Source organism: Paenibacillus sp. Y301 (assembly GCF_059445505.1).
This window is the reverse complement of sequence record NZ_JCAIUL010000002.1, coordinates 51,729-69,846: the sequence shown is the minus strand read 5'-3', so window position 1 is coordinate 69,846 and position 18,118 is coordinate 51,729. Positions and strand designations below refer to the sequence as shown.

Here is an 18,118-nt window from a genome sequence, read left to right as displayed (position 1 = left end):
TATTTAAGATGCAATTACTCTTATTTATTTAGTCTTTTATGCACCTTTATGGGTTAATCGGCCTAATGCACTTCACAGTAATTTATAGTAGAATGAGAATAAGTGTATTCATGGGGTTTCTTTTCCGTTTTATATGGAGAGGTTGATCCTTCTATGTATTCCAAGTGTATGTTTAGAAATTAGAAAGTAATTTAAATTAATTAGCATTTTTTTCAGAAGCCTTGTATTATACAATTGATTTACTTGATTCACCTTTTCGTTATTTAGTTTGACACGATATTGGAATACTTCTTCGTACAAACCTTTAGATTCTATTTCTCCAAAAAGTGTAACGGTTGAGCTGGTGTCTTCAATATCAAAGCCAAACACTACATTCTGTATCGTTGGAATATCTAAGTCACTTAGGAAACATATTGCGTTATCCCCTAATTCCATTAAGAATATAGGACGTCGCTTACTGTTTACCATGTTGCCCCTTACTTCTCTAATATAGATATGTGCATTTAGAGAAAGGTTGGCCCAATCATCAATATTGGGATTCATAGCTTCATTCCTTTAGAATAGTATAGGATGTATAAATAAGAATAAGTTTGGTAAGAATCAATGATACGTGTTGTATCGTACAAATCCCACCTATTGATACTTTATGTATCTCATACTTCCAATTTACGATACATATTGTATCATGTCAAGCACAAAAATTGTGTTTTCTTGTTTTTCGCTTTACTTTTAATCATAGAAATGATAGACGTAGATAGCCACAGGGAGGATATTTCATGAATCACGGGAATCGTATAGCGGAATTACGCGAGGTTCGAGGATGGACACAAGAAGAGCTCTCCCACTCAATTGGTATTACGAGAGCATCCCTTTCCCATTATGAGAAGAATCGACGTAAGCCTGACTTCGAGATCTTAACCAAACTTGCTGATGTGTTCGGTGTATCTATTGATTACCTCATTGGTCGAACTTCTCAACCTGCCATCGTAATGGATGACGATGTAAGACTCTTTGTGGATGATTTAGAATTATCCGACGATAAGCTATTAGAAAAATTTAATCTCACCATTGATGGGCAAAGCCTATCAGAGGAAGAAGCAAGAAGATTTATTGCTTTTGTTCGTATGGAACGAACGATGAAATAGAAGATTGTCTCACAAGCATAAACGGCTTCGCCGTCCTTGAGCGGCGATGAAACGTTTAGCGTTGAAATATAAGTCTATGTATAAGCAGAAATACTTATAAATTCTTATATTTTCAAAAATACCTTAGTCCCCAAAGTAACTTCTTTGGACACTAAGGTATTTCTTTGTAAACCCCTTATTTCTGTAAATTTCTTATGTAATCCTTCCATACTTCGGGATGAATACCACATTGTTGCATAATCTTTAGTATATCCACACTTTCCTTATCCGGTATCTCACGATTGGACCGGGCTTCGGTACCTACTTCATTTCTTTCTTTCATCGAAGATAACCTCACTCTACTTTTCATTGTTACTTTCATTCCGAACATCTTTTCTATGCTTTCTATCATATTATATAATACCTATTTTTTTTATGTTGTCGTCTTTTGGCACTGTTTCTGAAAGAAATAGGTTCTTATTTTGTCGAAAAAAAAACTTACCTACACAGTTCGATAAATCGAGTCTGTAGTAGGTAAGTTTATCACGAAATCTGTTCATCATTTCGTGAAATCCCTTTAATCATTCATTTATTAATTGCCACCGGTACGGGCTAGTTCACGCATATTAGCTTCAAATGCGGCAAGAAGAGCAGCCTCACCCGTTAATCCACTTTCGTAAACCTTCTCAATCTGTCTTGTCATCTTTTTATAGTCCTTTGGAATAACTCGAACGAACTGACTCAAACTTTCTGTCCATTGATCAAGCACTCGTTGTCCAAGGGTACTCTCCGTGTACGCAACATGATTACGAATGAGACCCTGGAGTTCTGCAGCTTCTGCAGCCTCTTCTACACGCTCAAGTAATACCATTTCCAGATTACAGCGTTCAATAAAGGTCCCCTCTGGGTCGTATACATAAGCAATACCACCTGACATTCCCGCTGCAAAGTTACGTCCAGTCTCACCAAGTACGACGACACGTCCACCCGTCATATATTCACAACCATGATCGCCCACACCTTCTACGACGACCTTAACCCCAGAGTTACGTACCGCGAATCGTTCACCTGCTATTCCACAGATATAGGCTTCACCACTAGTTCCACCATAGAACGCTGTGTTACCAATAATTATATTCTCTTCCGCTTTAAAGGTAGACTTCTCAGAAGGTTTCACAACCAATTTACCACCTGAAAGACCTTTACCCACGTAATCATTCGAATCTCCCACAACAGTTAGGGTTACTCCCTTCGGTACGAAGGCACCGAAGCTCTGACCTGCTGTTCCTAAGAATGTGAATTGAATAGAATCGTCTGGTAGACCAACCGCTCCATATTTACGTGTGATTTCACTTCCTAATATCGTACCTACAGCACGGTTAACATTCGTAATCGGTAGAACAGCTTGCACCGGGGTACCATTCTCTAAGGCAGGCGAAGCAAGTTCTAGTAACTGTTGAATATCTAATGTCTCATCTAGACCATGGTTCTGACGTTTACTGTTAAATCGAGTACTATCTTCAGGTAGTTCAGGAGAATGAAGGAGAACGGACAAGTCTATTCCCTCCTTCTTCCAATGACCTGTTGCTGTGATCGCATCTAGACAATCTGTACGTCCTACCATTTCCTGAATGGTTCGGAAGCCAAGATCAGCCATAATCTCACGTAAATCTTGGGCTACAAATGTCATAAAGTTAACTACATGGGCTGGATCTCCCATGAAGTTCTTACGCAATTCTGGGTTCTGTGTAGCAACCCCAACTGGACAAGTATCCATTTGACATACGCGCATCATAATACAACCTAGAGCAACCAAAGGTGCTGTAGAGAATCCATATTCTTCTGCTCCCAGCAACGCAGCAACGGCCAAATCACGACCATTTAGCATTTTGCCGTCTGTTTCCAGTACAACCCGATCACGGAGATTATTCAGAATAAGGGTCTGATGTGTCTCAGCAAGCCCAAGCTCCCATGGAAGTCCTGCATGACGAATCGAACCTTGTGGTGATGCGCCTGTGCCTCCATCGTAACCACTTATGAGGATGATGTCTGCACGTCCTTTAGCAACACCAGCAGCAATCGTTCCTACACCAACTTCAGATACCAGCTTCACGTTAATATTCGCACGTGGGTTAGCATTCTTAAGATCATAGATCAATTCTGCTAAGTCCTCAATCGAATAAATATCATGGTGAGGAGGTGGAGAGATCAAGCCCACTCCTGGAGTAGATCCTCGAACTTCCGCAACCCAAGGATATACTTTACGACCTGGAAGCTGACCACCTTCTCCTGGCTTAGCTCCTTGAGCCATCTTAATCTGAATCTCATCTGCATTAACTAGATAATTGGATGTAACTCCGAATCGTCCTGAAGCGACCTGTTTGATTGCACTACGACGTGAATCCCCATTAGGATCTGGGATAAACCGAGCTGGATCTTCTCCACCTTCGCCCGTATTGCTCTTCCCACCAATACGATTCATCGCAATAGCCATGCTTTCATGGGCTTCTTTACTAATCGAACCGAATGACATAGCGCCTGTCTTGAAACGTCTCATGATAGACTCTACGGATTCAACCTCTTCAATAGGAATAGAAGCTCCTACGGGCTTCAATTGTAGAAGGGAACGAATCGTTTTACGCTGTTCATTCTCACCTTGAACTAAGCGAGCATATTTCTTATAAAGGGTATAATCATTCGTACGAACCGATTGTTGAAGTAAATGAATGGTTTGAGGGTTGAACAGATGCTCTTCCCCATCTTTGCGCCATTGATATTCACCACCAGAATCGAGTTCTTTGTCATTTCCATCTTTATCTGTAAATGCACGATTATGATGAGACAATGTCTCTATAGCCACTTCTTCTAGACCGATACCAGCGATCCGGGAAGGTGTACGTGTGAAGTACTGATCCACGAACTCTGAGTTCAATCCGACAGCTTCAAAAATCTGTGCACCTCGATAAGACTGGATCGTCGAGATACCCATCTTGGATAATACTTTGACCACACTCTTCGTCGCTGCTTTAATATAATTCTTTACAGCTTTCTCATGTGAAATCCCACGCAACATTCCCTGTTGAATCATATCGTCCAAGCTCTCGAATGCTAGATATGGATTAACTGCACTCACGCCATAGCCTAATAAAAGAGCATAATGATGTACTTCACGAGGTTCACCAGATTCCAATAGAATACTTACCATGGTTCGAGTACCCTGACGGATCAAATGATGATGCAGACAAGATACCGCTAATAGTGCTGGTATGGCTGCATTATCTTTATCAACACCTCGGTCAGAAAGAATAAGAATATTATGCCCTTTATCAATAACACGATCTGCCGCTTTACATAGGACATCTAATGCTTCCCGCATTCCTTTCGCACCATCGGCCGCAGGAAAGAGGATCGGAATGGTCATGGATTTAAATCCTGGGCGGTGCACATGACGGATTTTACCGAAGTCTTCATTAGATAATACGGGCGTATCCAAGCGAATCTGACGACAGCTCTCAGGTTCTGGATGCAGCATGTTACGTTCAGGTCCGATCGTTGTTCCAGTTGCGGTAATGATCTCCTCACGAATCGCATCGATGGGAGGGTTCGTTACTTGCGCAAACATTTGTTTGAAATAATTATACAGACGCTGTGGGCGTTCTGAGAATACGGCTAGAGGGGCATCATAACCCATGGAGGCTATCGCCTCTGCTCCAGTAGAAGCCATAGGTTCTAAGACTTTACGTAGTTCCTCAAAGGTATATCCAAAAGACTGTTGCAATTGTTGAATGTTATCATGCTTCGGATCTGGTAGCTCGGGTGCATCTGGCAGTTCATCTAGGTTAATTAAATGTTCATCTAACCATGCACGATAAGGTTTCTCTGAGGCAATTTCAGCTTTCACTTCCTCATCGGAAATAATTCTACCTTCCTTCGTATCTACCAATAACATACGTCCTGGACGCAACCGATCTTTGTAGAGTATATCTTCAGCTGGAATATCTAATACACCTGCTTCGGAAGAAAGTACAATAAGATCATTCTTGGTTACATAATAACGAGCTGGACGTAATCCGTTACGGTCAAGAATAGCCCCAATCTGAACACCATCAGAAAAGGCCATCGCAGCTGGTCCATCCCAAGGCTCCATAAGTGTGCTGTGATATTCATAGAATGCCTTTCTAGTATCATCCATTGTCTCGTGGTTATTCCAAGGCTCCGGCACCATCATCATGGCAACATGAGGTAACGAGCGTCCACTTAAATATAAGAATTCAAAAGTGTTGTCAAACATCGCTGTATCTGAACCATCTGGATTGATGACAGGCTTCACTTTCTCCAGATCATCACCGAATACTTCGCTTGCAAACAGAGACTGACGTGCATGCATCCAGTTCACATTACCGCGGAGTGTATTAATCTCCCCGTTATGAATCATATAACGATAAGGATGGGCGCGTTCCCAGCTTGGAAATGTATTCGTGCTGAATCGAGAATGAATAAGTGCAATAGCGGACTCGAACGATTCATCCTGTAGATCCACATAGAATTGGCCTACTTGGATTGTCGTCAACATACCTTTATATACGATTTTGCGACATGAGATGCTGGTAAGATAGAAACTTTCTCCTTCTTCATCCCCACTATAACGAGTAGCAAGTTCGATACGTCTACCAATCACATACAATTTACGTTCAAAAGCCATTTCATCTTGTAACGTACTATTTCGACCAATGAATACTTGGCGTACATAGGGTTTAGCATCCTTGGCAGATTTACCAAGCATATCGTCTACTGTAGGTACGTCACGAAAGCCCAGACAAACCTGACCTTCCTCTTCAATAATAGACTGTAATTTCGTCTCATGAGCTTCACGAATCGTTGGATCTTGTGAAAGGAAGATCATCCCTACACCATAGTGTCCTGGCTGAGGAAGGTTAAATCCTAACTTCGTGGCTTCCTTCTTGAAAAAACGATGTGGAATTTGTAGCATAATACCGGCTCCGTCACCTGAATTCGGCTCACTTCCTTGACCGCCACGGTGTTCCATATTAACGAGCATCGTGAGTGCTTGACTGACAATCTCGTGAGAGGTCTTCCCCTTAATATTAGCTACAAATCCCATTCCGCATGCATCTTTCTCATGTTGTGGATCGTAGAGTCCCTGTTTCGGTGGGAGTGCTGTGTGTCTCATGGTTCGCAACCTTTCTATATATAGAATATGAATTCACAAGTAAACAAAACCGATTGCTATTAGAACGTTCTAATTTGGTTATATTATTTTATCATCAACCTAATATCTACACAATTTAATATTTTTTATTATGGCGATAATAATTGTTTTGCATGAAAGCTTTAATGCATAGAAGTGTATTTTTAATAATTATGCATAATTAAGGTTCACTATTCAATACAATATTTCAGGAGATGAATATAAATAGTAAAAAAAGAGCGAGCCATCAAGGTCATTATGATGACCTTGATGGCTCGCTCCCATGATTTTCTTTTAAATTATGCTCTCAAAGTATGTTCTTCGTTAAGACGTTTTGTCTTTGTTAAGAAGTACATGAGTGTAGCAATCAGGAAGATCCCTGCAAATATTGCTAGAACTCCTACATCAGACCACATGGAACCGAAATTACCCGTAGAAATAATAGCTTTGTATCCTTTCACGCTATAAGTCATTGGGAACCATGGGTTGATTGCGCTCAACCAACCTGGAATCAATTCTTTAGGGAATGTTCCTGCACTTGTTGTAAGTTGTAGAATAAGAACAACAATAACTGCGAAGCGCCCTGGTTGATCGAACCATGTTACAAACGCCTGTACTAAGAACATAAAGGTAAAGCTAGTGAGTACGGTGAATAAGTAGAACAAAGGTACACTTTGAACTTCGAGACCTAATCCATATAGCGTTACCACTGCTGCAAGAATCGATTGAATGATCCCTATGCTACAGAATGCTAGTGTACGACTTACAAATTTGTTCCAGCCTGAAGCATTTGGCACACTAGATTCACGACTTGGTAATACGATCGTTGAAATAAGTGCTCCTACAAATAGTCCTAAGGATAAGAAGTACGGAGCGAACCCTGTACCGTAGTTAGGAACCTTATTTACCTTTTCTTCTTTGACTATTACTGGCTCAGCAAACATACCATACGTTGCGTCTGTTCCTTTTACTGCTCCAGTTGTATCTGCTGCTTCATTTAATTTAGTAGCAAGTTCATCAGAACCGTCTTTCAACTTCACAAGACCATTTTCTAATTCCCCAGCACCATCACTTAACTTCTTAGATCCATCGGTAATCGTTCCAATACCGCCACCTAGTTGACTCATACCACCAGATAACTTCTCAGAACCTGCCGCTATTTTATCGGCACCACCGGCTAATTGTTGACTTCCTGTTACAGCATCTCCCATCTTAGTCCCGAACAATTGAAGACCATCAGCCAATTGTGATTGACCCGACTCTAATTGTGTGGCACCTTGGACAAGTTGCTGCTGCCCTTGATGTAATTCTGTACTTCCTTTCAACAATTGTTGTGCTCCTTGATTTAACGCACTCGCACCGACATGAAGTTTCTCTGCACCTTCATGAAGTTTCGTAGCCCCTTGTGCTAACTGTGTCTGTCCTTGATTCAATTGGGTAGCCCCTTGCACTAATTGTTGCTGCCCTTGATTTAACTTGTCACTACCTTGCGCTACGGCTTGACTCGCTGCTAGTAGTTTCTGGACATCTTCACTTGCAGCAAGTTCTGGGTTCGATGCCGCTAATTGTTTCAAACCCTGTGCTACACTAGCTGCACCGCTAGCTACTTGTTCACTACCTGTTGCAGAATCCTTTAATCCTTGTTCCAGTTTAGCACTTCCTTCTACGGAAGCATTAAGACCCGTTTCCAATTGCGATGCTCCATCTACCGTAGACTTAAGTCCAACTTCTAGTTGTGAACTTCCATCTACAGAAGATTGTAGACCCGCTACAATCTTAGCACTTCCCTGTTCAGAGGACTCTAGACCTGCTTGCAATTGCGTAGTACCTTCGTGGGCTTGAACCGCACCTGTCTCCAACTTTTTCTGAGCTGCTTGTAGTTGCGTTAGTCCACCTGCAAGTGTTGAAGAGCCATCCTTCAATTGTGTTGCACCTGCTCCAAGATCATTAACACCTTGAGTCAGAGGCTGAATGCCATCTTGTAATTTTATTGAGCCGTCAACCAACTTCCCTAGATTATCTTTCAGCAAAGTGGCTCCATCATCCAATTTGCTTGCACCTTCATTAATATCACCAGCTCCAGTACCTGCCTCCTTAAATCCAGTAGATACTGTTTTGATCTGATCAAATAACGTTTGCGTGTATACTTCAGTCACTTTGGCAGCGACTTGTGCTCTGATCCGTTCTACCGCAGTACCACCAATCTGTCCTGCCAAGAAGTTATTCCCTTCGTTTGGCTTGAACACAATCTGAGCAGGCTCAGGTTGTTCATCTAATAACGTCGTAGCTTTAGATGAGAAATCCTCTGGAATAAGAATGGTCATATAATATTTATTATCGTCCATTCCAGCTTCAGCTACTTGCTTCGTAACGAATTCCCATTTGAATCCGTCTGTCTTCTTCAATTCCGTCATCAAATCATTACCGACATGGAGCGACTTGCCTTCATAATTAGCCCCTTTGTCAGTATTGACTACGGCTACAGGAAGATCGTCCATTTTACCATAGGGATCCCAAAAGGCCCCTAAGAACATGCCACTATACATGACTGGGATAAAAAGAATAGCAATCATACTGATCAATAATTTACGATCTCTGACCGCTGACCCCATATCTTTCAAAAATACGGATATCGACTTCATTATTATTTTCTCTCCTTATAGTACAAATACTTAATGACTATATTCCTCATCCGGTCAGTTTTAGACCTAAGAAAACTCCTCTACGAAATCCGATGCCGTGCTACTTATGCACACCGCTTCCTTAGGAAATTTTTTTCTCTATGTTTACTATTTGGGGTTATGAATCATTCATAACCTATCTGTTGGGATCTCTTATTTCCGCCAACCCTTCAGAGAGAAACAAGCGAAAGTAACGCTTAATCTCTTTCTCACTTAGTGGCTCGTAAGATTTTCGAGTTTCTGTTGTTAATGTAATGTAGAGCCTCAATATCACATTAGCTACAATCTTAGGATCGCATGGCTTAATTTCCTTATTGTCCAAAGCGGCCTGCAACTCACGCTCCATATACCCCAAGATCACATTCTCCACTTTATCGAGCGCTTCAAGTGCTTGTGGGGTTCCAAAATCACGTACCTCATGCGAAAGCTTGATAAACAACTCATGCTCACTACGGAATTCCAGCAAACGATCCAGAACTCTGTATAGATTATCAAAAAATTCCTTATCCCGACTGATTTCACGATCAGCAATTTCTTTCATATCTATGATAACTCCATACAGAATTTCATCAAAGAGCTCTTCTTTATTCGCAAAAAACGTATAGATCGTTCCTTTGCCCACGTTAGCGATCTTAGCTACCTGATCCATGGTTGTTGCTTTGTATCCAAATGTTGCAAATGACTGACCCGCAGAAGCTAGAACTTGCTTACGACGATCCGTCACAGCCATTTTATCGCCTCCTCTCTCCTTTAATTATGGTTACTCTCTTTAATGACCAGTTTTCTCAATTGGTCATTTAGTCATTTGTTAGTTTAACATGCTCTATTTTAAATATCAACCTCATCCTAAAAGAATGAATTTAAAATAATTATCTGGGAACTTACTCGTATATTCTTCCCCCCGTCCTAGGTCTAGGAAAAACTACCGCCTCAAGTCTATTTAGAAAAGGTTGCATCTCCCTTATAATAAATACATAATTACATAATAATGCTCTAATTTCTGTAAGTGTAAATATAGAACGAATAAGAAATAGGTGAACTCATGAGAAAAAAAAGAGTACTCCTGTTATCGGAAGGTTTCGGAACAGGACATACGCAAGCCGCTCATGCCTTGGCCCACGGAATGAAGTTGCTTTATCCACATTTACAATGCAGAGTTATTGAACTAGGTAATTTTTTAAATCCAACCATTGGCCCTTGGATATTATCTGCTTATCGTAAAACTGTAAATACATCTCCGGCTATTGTAGGCATGTTCTACAGGAATAAATATGACAAGTCCTTAAATAAACTTACACAACTTGCTCTTCATCGCATTTTCTATGCTCATGCTGCTCAAGTCATTTCACAACTGAAACCTGACGTTATTATATGTACACATCCAATCCCTAACACGATCATTTCTAGATTAAAGAAACAAGGGATTGATGTACCACTGATTACACTGATCACCGACTATGATGTTCATGGTACATGGATTAGTTCTGAAGTCAGTCAATATTTAGCTTCATCACCGAAGGTTAAGAACCTTCTGATCCAACGTGGTGTAGAACCTGACAAGATTCAAATAACGGGGATACCTGTTCATCCCGATTTCTGGCAAGTCGGAGATAAAGACCAACTTCGTAAAGAATTAAAGTTAAAGGATATGCCCACCGTTTTAATTATGAGTGGAGGTTGGGGTCTAAACTTGAAGCCAGATTTACTTCAACAGTTAACGTCCTGGGCAGACCGAATCCAACTTATTTTTTGCTTGGGTAGTAATATGAAGCTTCTAGAGAAGATGGAGGACAATCCGATGTTTGATCATCCCAACATCAGAATTCTCGGATATACCCACCAGATTAACAAACTCATGGATGTATCCGACTTACTGATTACGAAGCCAGGTGGAATGACTTGTACTGAAGGACTCGCGAAAGGAATACAAATGTTATTCCTTCAAGCCATTCCAGGTCAGGAAGAGCAGAATAGTCGCTTTTTTGTAAACCAAGGTTTTGCTGAAACCATTCATTCTCCAGAAGTGATTGAACAATGGTTCAACCTAATCACACAACAATACAACCCTTTCGAGGCTGGTAGACAACAACCGAAACGAGACGAGACGTATCTACAACCCGATTATTGTGCACATACTGTCTTAAATATGGTGATTGAACAATCCCATGTCCCCACGGCTTGGGTAGCCGCCTCTAATCCATAAGATTCCCCAAACAGCTCCTTACTATCTCTTAGTAGGGAGCTGTCTTTGTGTTTGTTTGAGACTGGTTCCATGTGTATTCTGTGAATATAGATAACTCGAATATAAGAAGTTGACACGCGTAGCCCAACGTACCTCACTATTCACAGCCCTGTATAATTCCCTCTGCATATAAGGATCACGATTAGAGAGTAGTAATTCCGAATAATTCCTGGCAGACACTAGAGCATGATCTAAAGACTGTTCAAGCCCCAAGATATAATTCACTGGGAATTCAACCTTATCAAACAAAGGATAGCATCCAATATGAGCATAATAATGACGAGTTAAATCGGCAATTCTTCCATGACGTTCCTTCTTTTCAGAACTGTGAAAGTGATGCTTATGATTGGCTGGTGCTAGATCTTCTAACCTCTGAATATACAACAGGCCTCTATACTCACTTTGAATAATTCTATTCAGCTCAACATATACAGCTTCCCGTAATCCTGAACTATAACCAGATATGAAATTAGTCATAACTTTTCCTGCCTTCCTTTAGGCTACTCCACATAACATATGCCTACGGATTGCGAAAAGTTAATAAAGGCTACAATATCGTTCTATTTATAGAATGAATGATTGCCAATCGTCTTATAGAATGTACGTGTGTTATGAACAGTAAGATCATCAGCTAATTTTAGTGACAGGAAATAATACGTATCGTCACTAACTTCTTTACGTCCATTTAAGGCCTCATTAACCGCATGAATGGTATCCCCATTAGGTTTAACACGATCAAATCGTCCATTAGCTACAGGACTAAATTGATATTTCTGATATATAACTTTATATATAGTATCGGGGAAATTAGCTGACCGTAGCCGGTTTAAGACAACATTGGCAACTGCCACTTTGCCTTGGTACGGTTCACCTTCCGCTTCTGCCATCACGATTTTACGGAGCATTAGCAGTTCTTTATCAGAGACAGTGTATTGCCAAGTCGAATGTTCCTTCTCATTCTGACTTAACAGCTGGGTCCGAGTAAAGAATAGTTCTTTGGGGGGATTGAGCTTAGCGTTAACCTCGGTCGTTATGTTCTTTTCCACAACTGTTTCCGTTACTTGTTTCTTATTCAAGGTTGCATGGTCTGAAGCAGTCTTTACTCCCTTAGGTGTTACAACCGATTGTGGTTCTGGTGTATTAACTAACGTATAGAATGGCTTACTATGTTCTATCGTATATGTTAACAATGGTTGAAAACCATGAATCTGTGTTGCATTCATAGATACCTGCTTGTACAATTCGCCTCTATCTTGTTTACTTTCTGTCTGCAACAGCAGATATATCGCAGAGAAACACACTAAAATAACACCGATTAAGAGTGTAAACCAGCGGTTTTGTCTAATGATATTCATATATACCTCCTAAAATTCCGGCGTTCCCCTAAACATGTAATCGAAAATATAGATTTTAAATAACCCTTTTGATCATTTTCGAAACATTATTGTTGTAGGGTGAACCTTTCCACCACTTCATACATCGGTTGAGAACCCATTCTAGTAGAGAATAGAACAAATTCATTGATGTGCCAAGGTGAAGACTCCAAGGAAGGGATTGCGGCTTGCAATAACTGTCCTTGAAATGCTGTTTCCCCATCGTATTTACGTGCTAAAGTGATGTGGGGCCGGTACTCACGTGCCTCTTTATGAAATCCATGTACTGATGTAGCTTCAGTTACTACTTGTTGAAGTCGTAGAAGTGGGTCTAGATTACCTGTGACACTTGCCCACAACACTCTTGGTGATTCAGTCAATCCAAACGTGGACCAAGGTCCAATTCCAAGTATAAAGGGAGCAACTTGAGTTGCACTTTGTCGCAAAGAATCACATAGAGCTGGAATTTTCTCTACCTCCACATCCCCTAGAAATTGCAAGGTGATATGATAGTCTTCCGAATAGGTCCATTTGCGAAAAGAAGTAGTTTCTTTCCAATCACTACACTCAGCCTCTAACATTCGTCGTAGTGATTCCGATACCCTTACAGCTACAAATAACCTTTGTGCGTTATTATTCGTTAAATTTGTTCTCATTTTATCAGACCCCTATACCATGTCAATCACCCATTTAATCATCGGGAAATGACTAACATTTGTAATTATAGCTGTTTCAGTTCTAATGCTCAAGCCGTCAAATTCATGGGTGTCGGTAAAAAACCCTAGCAACTTCGGCAAAAATATGTGACCTAAATAATTACATTTTTTAACGAAGTCCAATAAACTCAAGGCTTCGGAGTGTTCGTATTTTTTGATAATTTACCATTTAAATGTAACCTTTTAGAATAAATTGGACTAAGATAATATTTTTTATTACTCCTATTATGACCCTTTACGAGGAGTTAATTCTGAATATATCCCAGATAATATGCGATTTACGATGTAATCTGTTATTCTTTTTATGTGATATGTTCATGATCTATTCTTAGGAGGTTGAAACCATGCATCAAATAGTCAGTCTGCATAACTTATCAACCGAGCAACTTGAGCGAATTCAGCGTATTGCTCCGGGTTATACCGTCACCGTAGGAAAGAGTAAGGACCTGGATCCAGAACTTCTGAGGAATGCTGAAGTATTACTAGGTTGGTCTAAAGCCATTGAAGAAGACGTTCTCCATGAGGACAGTCCATTAAAGTGGATTCAAGCTTGGTCTGCAGGAGTAGATAAAATGCCTCAGGAACAATTTTCAAACAAAGGTATCTTATTGACAAATTCGAGTGGTGTACATGCGGTACCCATTTCAGAATCTATCTTTGCCATGCTTCTCACCTTCACTCGAGGTATACAACAATCCATCCATAATCAACAAACAAACCTATGGAATTCAAAGGTTGGTCCCGACGGATCAGCGACATTGCCAGAATTACGCGGTAAGACAATCGCCATAGTTGGTGTAGGTGAAATCGGGAGTGAAACGGCGAGAATTGCAAAAGCTTTTGGAATGAATGTACTCGGGGTACGCCGTTCTGGTAAATCCGATCCACATGTAGATACGATGTATACGATAGATAACTTACATGAGGTACTGCAACAAAGCGATTATATTGTTAATATTCTACCCCTGACCGAAGAAACTCATCACATATTTGATATAGCAGCATTTAACAGTGTTAAACCAGGTGCTTGTTTCATTAATGTGGGACGTGGCCCTACGGTAAGAACCGATGCTCTATTAAACGCATTGGAACAAGGAATTCTTCGGTATGCTGGACTCGATGTTTTTGAAGAAGAACCTTTACCCGCAGATCATCCTCTGTGGACTATGAACCAAGTCATTGTAACTTCTCATATTGCGGGCAATACAGAGCATTACGATGAACGGGTCATTGATATTTTTACAGAAAACTTAAAAGCTTATATAGAAGGAAAAGACCTCCCAAGAAATCTAGTGAATTACAAATTAAAATACTAGAAGATGTAAACATACGAATAGCCGATGGGAACCGCCTCCCTTCGGCTATTTATATAGTGATTTCATCTAAATTGAAATTACTTCATCCACCTTTAAGTCCTCTTGCTCTGCCTTTGTGTTCAATTGTGTGGTATAGAGTTGATAGTATCGGTCTCCCTGTCGCATAAGATCTGCATGGTTGCCACTCTCAACAATCTTACCTTTCTCCATGACAAGAATTCGATCTGCATGTGTGATGGTAGACAACCTATGTGCGATGACCAGCGTCGTTCGACCTTTCATTAATGTGAGCAGAGCATCTTGTACAAGACGTTCACTTTCATTATCCAAGGCTGCCGTTGCTTCATCAAGCAATAACACGGGTGCATCGCGTAATATGGCCCGCGCAATTGAGATTCTCTGCTTCTGTCCACCTGACAGACGAGTTCCCCGCTCACCGATTTCTGTATCCAGTCCTTCCTCCATCTCCATAATGAAATCATACGCATTGGCACTTTGAGCTGCAGCTATAATCTCATCTTCCGACGCATCTGCTTTACCATCGGCAATATTGTCCCGAATTGTACCCGTAAATAGATGGTTTTCTTGAGGAACGTACGCGAAGTAACTTCTTAATTCATGTAGCGGCATATTGCTAATAAGATTACCATCTATTGAAATCTCACCATCTGGAATAGGGTAGAACCCAAGTAATAATCTGAATAACGTGGATTTACCTCCACCACTTGGCCCAACAATTGCAATAACTTCGCCCCCACTGGCATCAAAACTAACAGCGTCAAGAATAGGATGACCTGAACTTGAATACTGAAAGGAAACCTCATTTATAGTTAAGTTACGAAATTCTTTATTCACCTTTTTATCCTCGGGTAGATTCTCAACCTCAGTTGGTGCATCCATTAAAGAAAATATGCGATCCGCACTTCCCAAGGAACCTTGAAAAGAAGCCCATTGCCCAGGCAACTGCATAAACGGTCCCACTAAATAATTCATCAATTGTATAAAAGCTAACATGGCTCCTACCTCTAAAGAACCTTTAGCCACCCAAAAAGCTGCAACTAATATAGCAATTAGAAAGGTAAGATTACCAAAAACGCTCGACACGGAAGTCGCTGCACCCTCAATCTTCCCGCCACGAGTTTCCAAATCAACTAGGTTACCATTTTGACGAGTAAATTTACGTAAAAGTTTGCGTTCCAAACCAAATGTTTTGACGACAGATGTTCCCACAAGAACATCTTGTAGAAAAGCTGACATGCGACCTAGTACTTCCTGGAGTTTCCCTGTGTTCGTTCTCATTAATTTACCAAATATGCCACCGATCAATACTGTAAGTGGACCAATAGACAGACAGATTAAGGCTAATTGCCAATGAATTAGTAGTAGATATACAAACGAAGCAACAATCAAAATAGGATTCTTAATTACCGACATCAGTGTATGCCCACATCCGTCTCCAACAGCCTGATTGTCCGTTGTTAGACGAGATAGTAACTCCCCTGAATGATGATCATCTCGATATGGAACATTCACTTTAAGTAAGTGCTCCATGGTATCGTTCCGCATATCTTGACGGATATTCACAGAAACCTTTGTCTTCCAGTAGTGATCCAAATAAGAATTCAATCCTAACAGGAATAGTGCGACAGCCCCTATAACGATAAAGAATGGCCATCGCTCTATGTCTCCCTTCGCGGCAGCATTCGTCACATTCGACAGAAACCAAGCCATCCATAAATCTAGCGCAACACCTAGCAACATCGTGAATGTCAGACCTGCATACAATAGCCGTTGCCTTTTCATATACAAGAATAGCCTATGCATCGTCGAACCTTGATTCATTTCTCGATTCCCCCTTTTCTAGGAAAGATCGCGCAAAGTCTGTAAAAAACTCTTGATGTCTGGTCGCGCTTTAATAATTCCGAATATCTTAACACTCTTGAAAGTTTCCTTTACTAACTCAAGTGGTACGTTCTCATCAATGATTAGCGTACCGATCACCTTCAGTTCCAGTTTCTTATTTCCCTTTTGCAACACTTCTAGTTCATCCAAGGAATATTTGAACACCCCTAGCGCACTATATTTGTACGTTGATGTTTGCTTGATTTCTCCAGAATGAACGATAAGCTGTTGCCGAATAGCCTGGCGGATAAAGTCAGTACGGTTAGAATAAAACCCCTCGTCTACTAATAGATCGATCTGTCCTAGATCCACTGCTCCTAAGTTAATTGTTACTTTCTCAGATTCTGAAATAACACTCGCCTCCATGGGTTAATATCAAATTTCCATCTCTCAAACATCTGTATACCATCCATATAGATGGTATTGTAATATACATTTCATAATATTACCAGTTATTTTTAATCGAAAATAAAATAAGGATACTGCCCTCTTTTAAAAAGGACACTATCCTTACCACTGTTACGTTATAACCACTCACTGTAATTCATTACTCGCCTAACCACACATTTCGCACAAATGTACCTTTTGAGACTGTGCATTGATCTATCACACGGAATCCAGCTTGTTCAACGAGATGTTGCACAGGAAGTGTAGATACGATGATAGCCCGTTTACTGAGTCTACGCAGACTCCTCAGCATACGAAGTTGATCTTCTTCCGATATCACTGAACATAGATTATAGGGCATATCTAATATGGCTGCGTCATATTTTTCCACTAGATTATTCATATCTCCCAATTTAACAACGTCTGGATATCCGAAGTGAGCAAGATTAACTCTCGCTCCTTTTACAGCTAGCGGATTAATATCACAACCCACCATATCGATCCCCATAGATAAAGCTTCAATCAACACATTTCCCATACCACAACAAGGATCAATGGCTCTCACCTCTGTCGGATTCGGAATAACGATGTTCACTAATGCTCTCGCCACATGTACAGGAAGACCCGTAGAATAATTCTGAGGTTTGTCCTTATGCTTAAGACGAATAGACTCCGAAGGGGACTGACACTCCCCCCATACCCATATACCCTGGATCGCCATCAGTCCAAATAGTACATCTGGTGATCGCATATTAACTGTACCTTTAATACGAGCACCCGTCTTTCTCTCTAAAGAACGTTGTTCATCATAAGTAAAGGGATCCCCAGCCTTCATATACACCACTTTAAAAGAAGCATCGCCGATCTCAACTTCCCCTAACTTTTCGCATAACTGATCCAATGAACTTTGTGCATGCGACACATTTATCCGCATCGATATAAATGCGCTTCTGCTAGGATTAATCTCCTTAGAACTCAAGATATACGTAGAAGTGTCCGCATCCTTGCCAAACAGAGAGCGGATCTCCATCTGACATAAATCAAGCTCTGTTTCGTGACAAGCGTAAGTATAAATATATTTATTTGTAAAATCGGTTATGCCATTCATACTATCCAATTCCAACTAGCCTCTCTTCTCCTACTACGTATGCGATGGCCTATTTTGCTG

General features: G+C 40.7%; 14 protein-coding genes. 3 read left to right on the top strand and 11 right to left on the bottom strand.

Annotated elements, in window-relative coordinates; translation table 11 throughout:
* Positions 1-129: 129 nt before the first annotated feature.
* Positions 130-543, bottom strand: coding sequence for a hypothetical protein (locus AC1D69_RS03760; protein WP_495454827.1), 414 nt, complete (start codon positions 541-543; stop codon positions 130-132).
* Between the two features lie 233 nt (positions 544-776).
* Between AC1D69_RS03760 and AC1D69_RS03755 the strand changes: the two genes are divergently transcribed.
* Positions 777-1,145: a helix-turn-helix domain-containing protein gene (locus tag AC1D69_RS03755; RefSeq protein ID WP_495454826.1), complete on the top strand. Its 369-nt coding sequence runs from the start codon at positions 777-779 to the stop codon at positions 1,143-1,145.
* Positions 1,146-1,320: 175 nt separating this feature from the next.
* Here AC1D69_RS03755 and AC1D69_RS03750 read toward each other — a convergent pair whose 3' ends face one another.
* The 4 genes from AC1D69_RS03750 to AC1D69_RS03735 all read right to left on the bottom strand — a co-directional run bounded on the left by AC1D69_RS03750 (position 1,321) and on the right by AC1D69_RS03735 (position 9,744).
* The gene (locus AC1D69_RS03750) at positions 1,321-1,467 is read right to left on the bottom strand and encodes a hypothetical protein (protein WP_495454825.1); all 147 of its coding nucleotides are present in this window, start codon (positions 1,465-1,467) and stop codon (positions 1,321-1,323) included.
* A 249-nt stretch (positions 1,468-1,716) separates the two neighbouring features.
* Complete coding sequence (gene gltB, locus AC1D69_RS03745) at positions 1,717-6,315, bottom strand: glutamate synthase large subunit (RefSeq protein WP_495454824.1); 4,599 nt, start codon at positions 6,313-6,315, stop codon at positions 1,717-1,719.
* Positions 6,316-6,632: 317 nt separating this feature from the next.
* Complete coding sequence (locus AC1D69_RS03740) at positions 6,633-8,975, bottom strand: YhgE/Pip family protein (protein WP_495454823.1); 2,343 nt, start codon at positions 8,973-8,975, stop codon at positions 6,633-6,635.
* Between the two features lie 175 nt (positions 8,976-9,150).
* Positions 9,151-9,744: a TetR/AcrR family transcriptional regulator gene (locus AC1D69_RS03735; RefSeq protein WP_495454822.1), complete on the bottom strand. Its 594-nt coding sequence runs from the start codon at positions 9,742-9,744 to the stop codon at positions 9,151-9,153.
* A gap of 312 nt (positions 9,745-10,056) precedes the next feature.
* On the opposite strand from AC1D69_RS03735, the gene AC1D69_RS03730 reads away from it, so the two are divergent.
* Positions 10,057-11,217, top strand: a complete 1,161-nt coding sequence (locus AC1D69_RS03730) for an MGDG synthase family glycosyltransferase (RefSeq protein ID WP_495454821.1) — start codon at positions 10,057-10,059, stop codon at positions 11,215-11,217.
* A gap of 21 nt (positions 11,218-11,238) precedes the next feature.
* On the opposite strand, the gene AC1D69_RS03725 is transcribed toward AC1D69_RS03730, so the two are convergent.
* The 3 genes from AC1D69_RS03725 to thpR form a co-directional block, all read right to left on the bottom strand.
* Positions 11,239-11,733, bottom strand: a complete 495-nt coding sequence (locus tag AC1D69_RS03725; RefSeq protein WP_495454820.1) for a hypothetical protein — start codon at positions 11,731-11,733, stop codon at positions 11,239-11,241.
* 83 nt (positions 11,734-11,816) lie between these two features.
* Positions 11,817-12,611, bottom strand: a complete 795-nt coding sequence (locus tag AC1D69_RS03720; RefSeq protein WP_495454819.1) for a cell wall hydrolase — start codon at positions 12,609-12,611, stop codon at positions 11,817-11,819.
* An 86-nt stretch (positions 12,612-12,697) separates the two neighbouring features.
* Positions 12,698-13,285 (bottom strand): RNA 2',3'-cyclic phosphodiesterase, encoded by a 588-nt coding sequence (gene thpR, locus AC1D69_RS03715; protein ID WP_495454818.1) that lies wholly within the window; start codon positions 13,283-13,285, stop codon positions 12,698-12,700.
* Positions 13,286-13,689: 404 nt separating this feature from the next.
* On the opposite strand from thpR, the gene AC1D69_RS03710 reads away from it, so the two are divergent.
* Positions 13,690-14,661 (top strand): D-2-hydroxyacid dehydrogenase, encoded by a 972-nt coding sequence (locus AC1D69_RS03710; RefSeq protein WP_495454817.1) that lies wholly within the window; start codon positions 13,690-13,692, stop codon positions 14,659-14,661.
* 66 nt (positions 14,662-14,727) lie between these two features.
* On the opposite strand, the gene AC1D69_RS03705 is transcribed toward AC1D69_RS03710, so the two are convergent.
* The 3 genes from AC1D69_RS03705 to AC1D69_RS03695 all read right to left on the bottom strand — a co-directional run bounded on the left by AC1D69_RS03705 (position 14,728) and on the right by AC1D69_RS03695 (position 18,073).
* The gene (locus AC1D69_RS03705; protein ID WP_495454816.1) at positions 14,728-16,503 is read right to left on the bottom strand and encodes an ABC transporter ATP-binding protein; all 1,776 of its coding nucleotides are present in this window, start codon (positions 16,501-16,503) and stop codon (positions 14,728-14,730) included.
* 18 nt (positions 16,504-16,521) lie between these two features.
* On the bottom strand, positions 16,522-16,929 hold the full coding sequence (locus AC1D69_RS03700; protein WP_495454815.1) for a CopG family transcriptional regulator: 408 nt from the start codon (positions 16,927-16,929) through the stop codon (positions 16,522-16,524).
* Positions 16,930-17,110: 181 nt separating this feature from the next.
* Positions 17,111-18,073, bottom strand: coding sequence for a TRM11 family SAM-dependent methyltransferase (locus tag AC1D69_RS03695; RefSeq protein WP_495454814.1), 963 nt, complete (start codon positions 18,071-18,073; stop codon positions 17,111-17,113).
* Positions 18,074-18,118 lie beyond the last annotated feature (45 nt).

Bases quoted from the DNA above. Each gene is read 5' to 3' on its own strand.
- AC1D69_RS03735 (WP_495454822.1), bottom strand. From the start codon at position 9,744: ATGGCTGTGACGGATCGTCGTAAGCAAGTTCTAGCTTCTGCGGGTCAG.
- gltB (WP_495454824.1), bottom strand. From the start codon at position 6,315: ATGAGACACACAGCACTCCCACCGAAACAGGGACTCTACGATCCACAA.
- AC1D69_RS03760 (WP_495454827.1), bottom strand. From the start codon at position 543: ATGAATCCCAATATTGATGATTGGGCCAACCTTTCTCTAAATGCACAT.
- AC1D69_RS03730 (WP_495454821.1), top strand. From the start codon at position 10,057: ATGAGAAAAAAAAGAGTACTCCTGTTATCGGAAGGTTTCGGAACAGGA.
- AC1D69_RS03740 (WP_495454823.1), bottom strand. From the start codon at position 8,975: ATGAAGTCGATATCCGTATTTTTGAAAGATATGGGGTCAGCGGTCAGA.
- AC1D69_RS03700 (WP_495454815.1), bottom strand. From the start codon at position 16,929: ATGGAGGCGAGTGTTATTTCAGAATCTGAGAAAGTAACAATTAACTTA.
- AC1D69_RS03755 (WP_495454826.1), top strand. From the start codon at position 777: ATGAATCACGGGAATCGTATAGCGGAATTACGCGAGGTTCGAGGATGG.
- AC1D69_RS03710 (WP_495454817.1), top strand. From the start codon at position 13,690: ATGCATCAAATAGTCAGTCTGCATAACTTATCAACCGAGCAACTTGAG.
- AC1D69_RS03725 (WP_495454820.1), bottom strand. From the start codon at position 11,733: ATGACTAATTTCATATCTGGTTATAGTTCAGGATTACGGGAAGCTGTA.
- AC1D69_RS03720 (WP_495454819.1), bottom strand. From the start codon at position 12,611: ATGAATATCATTAGACAAAACCGCTGGTTTACACTCTTAATCGGTGTT.
- AC1D69_RS03750 (WP_495454825.1), bottom strand. From the start codon at position 1,467: ATGAAAGAAAGAAATGAAGTAGGTACCGAAGCCCGGTCCAATCGTGAG.
- AC1D69_RS03705 (WP_495454816.1), bottom strand. From the start codon at position 16,503: ATGAATCAAGGTTCGACGATGCATAGGCTATTCTTGTATATGAAAAGG.
- thpR (WP_495454818.1), bottom strand. From the start codon at position 13,285: ATGAGAACAAATTTAACGAATAATAACGCACAAAGGTTATTTGTAGCT.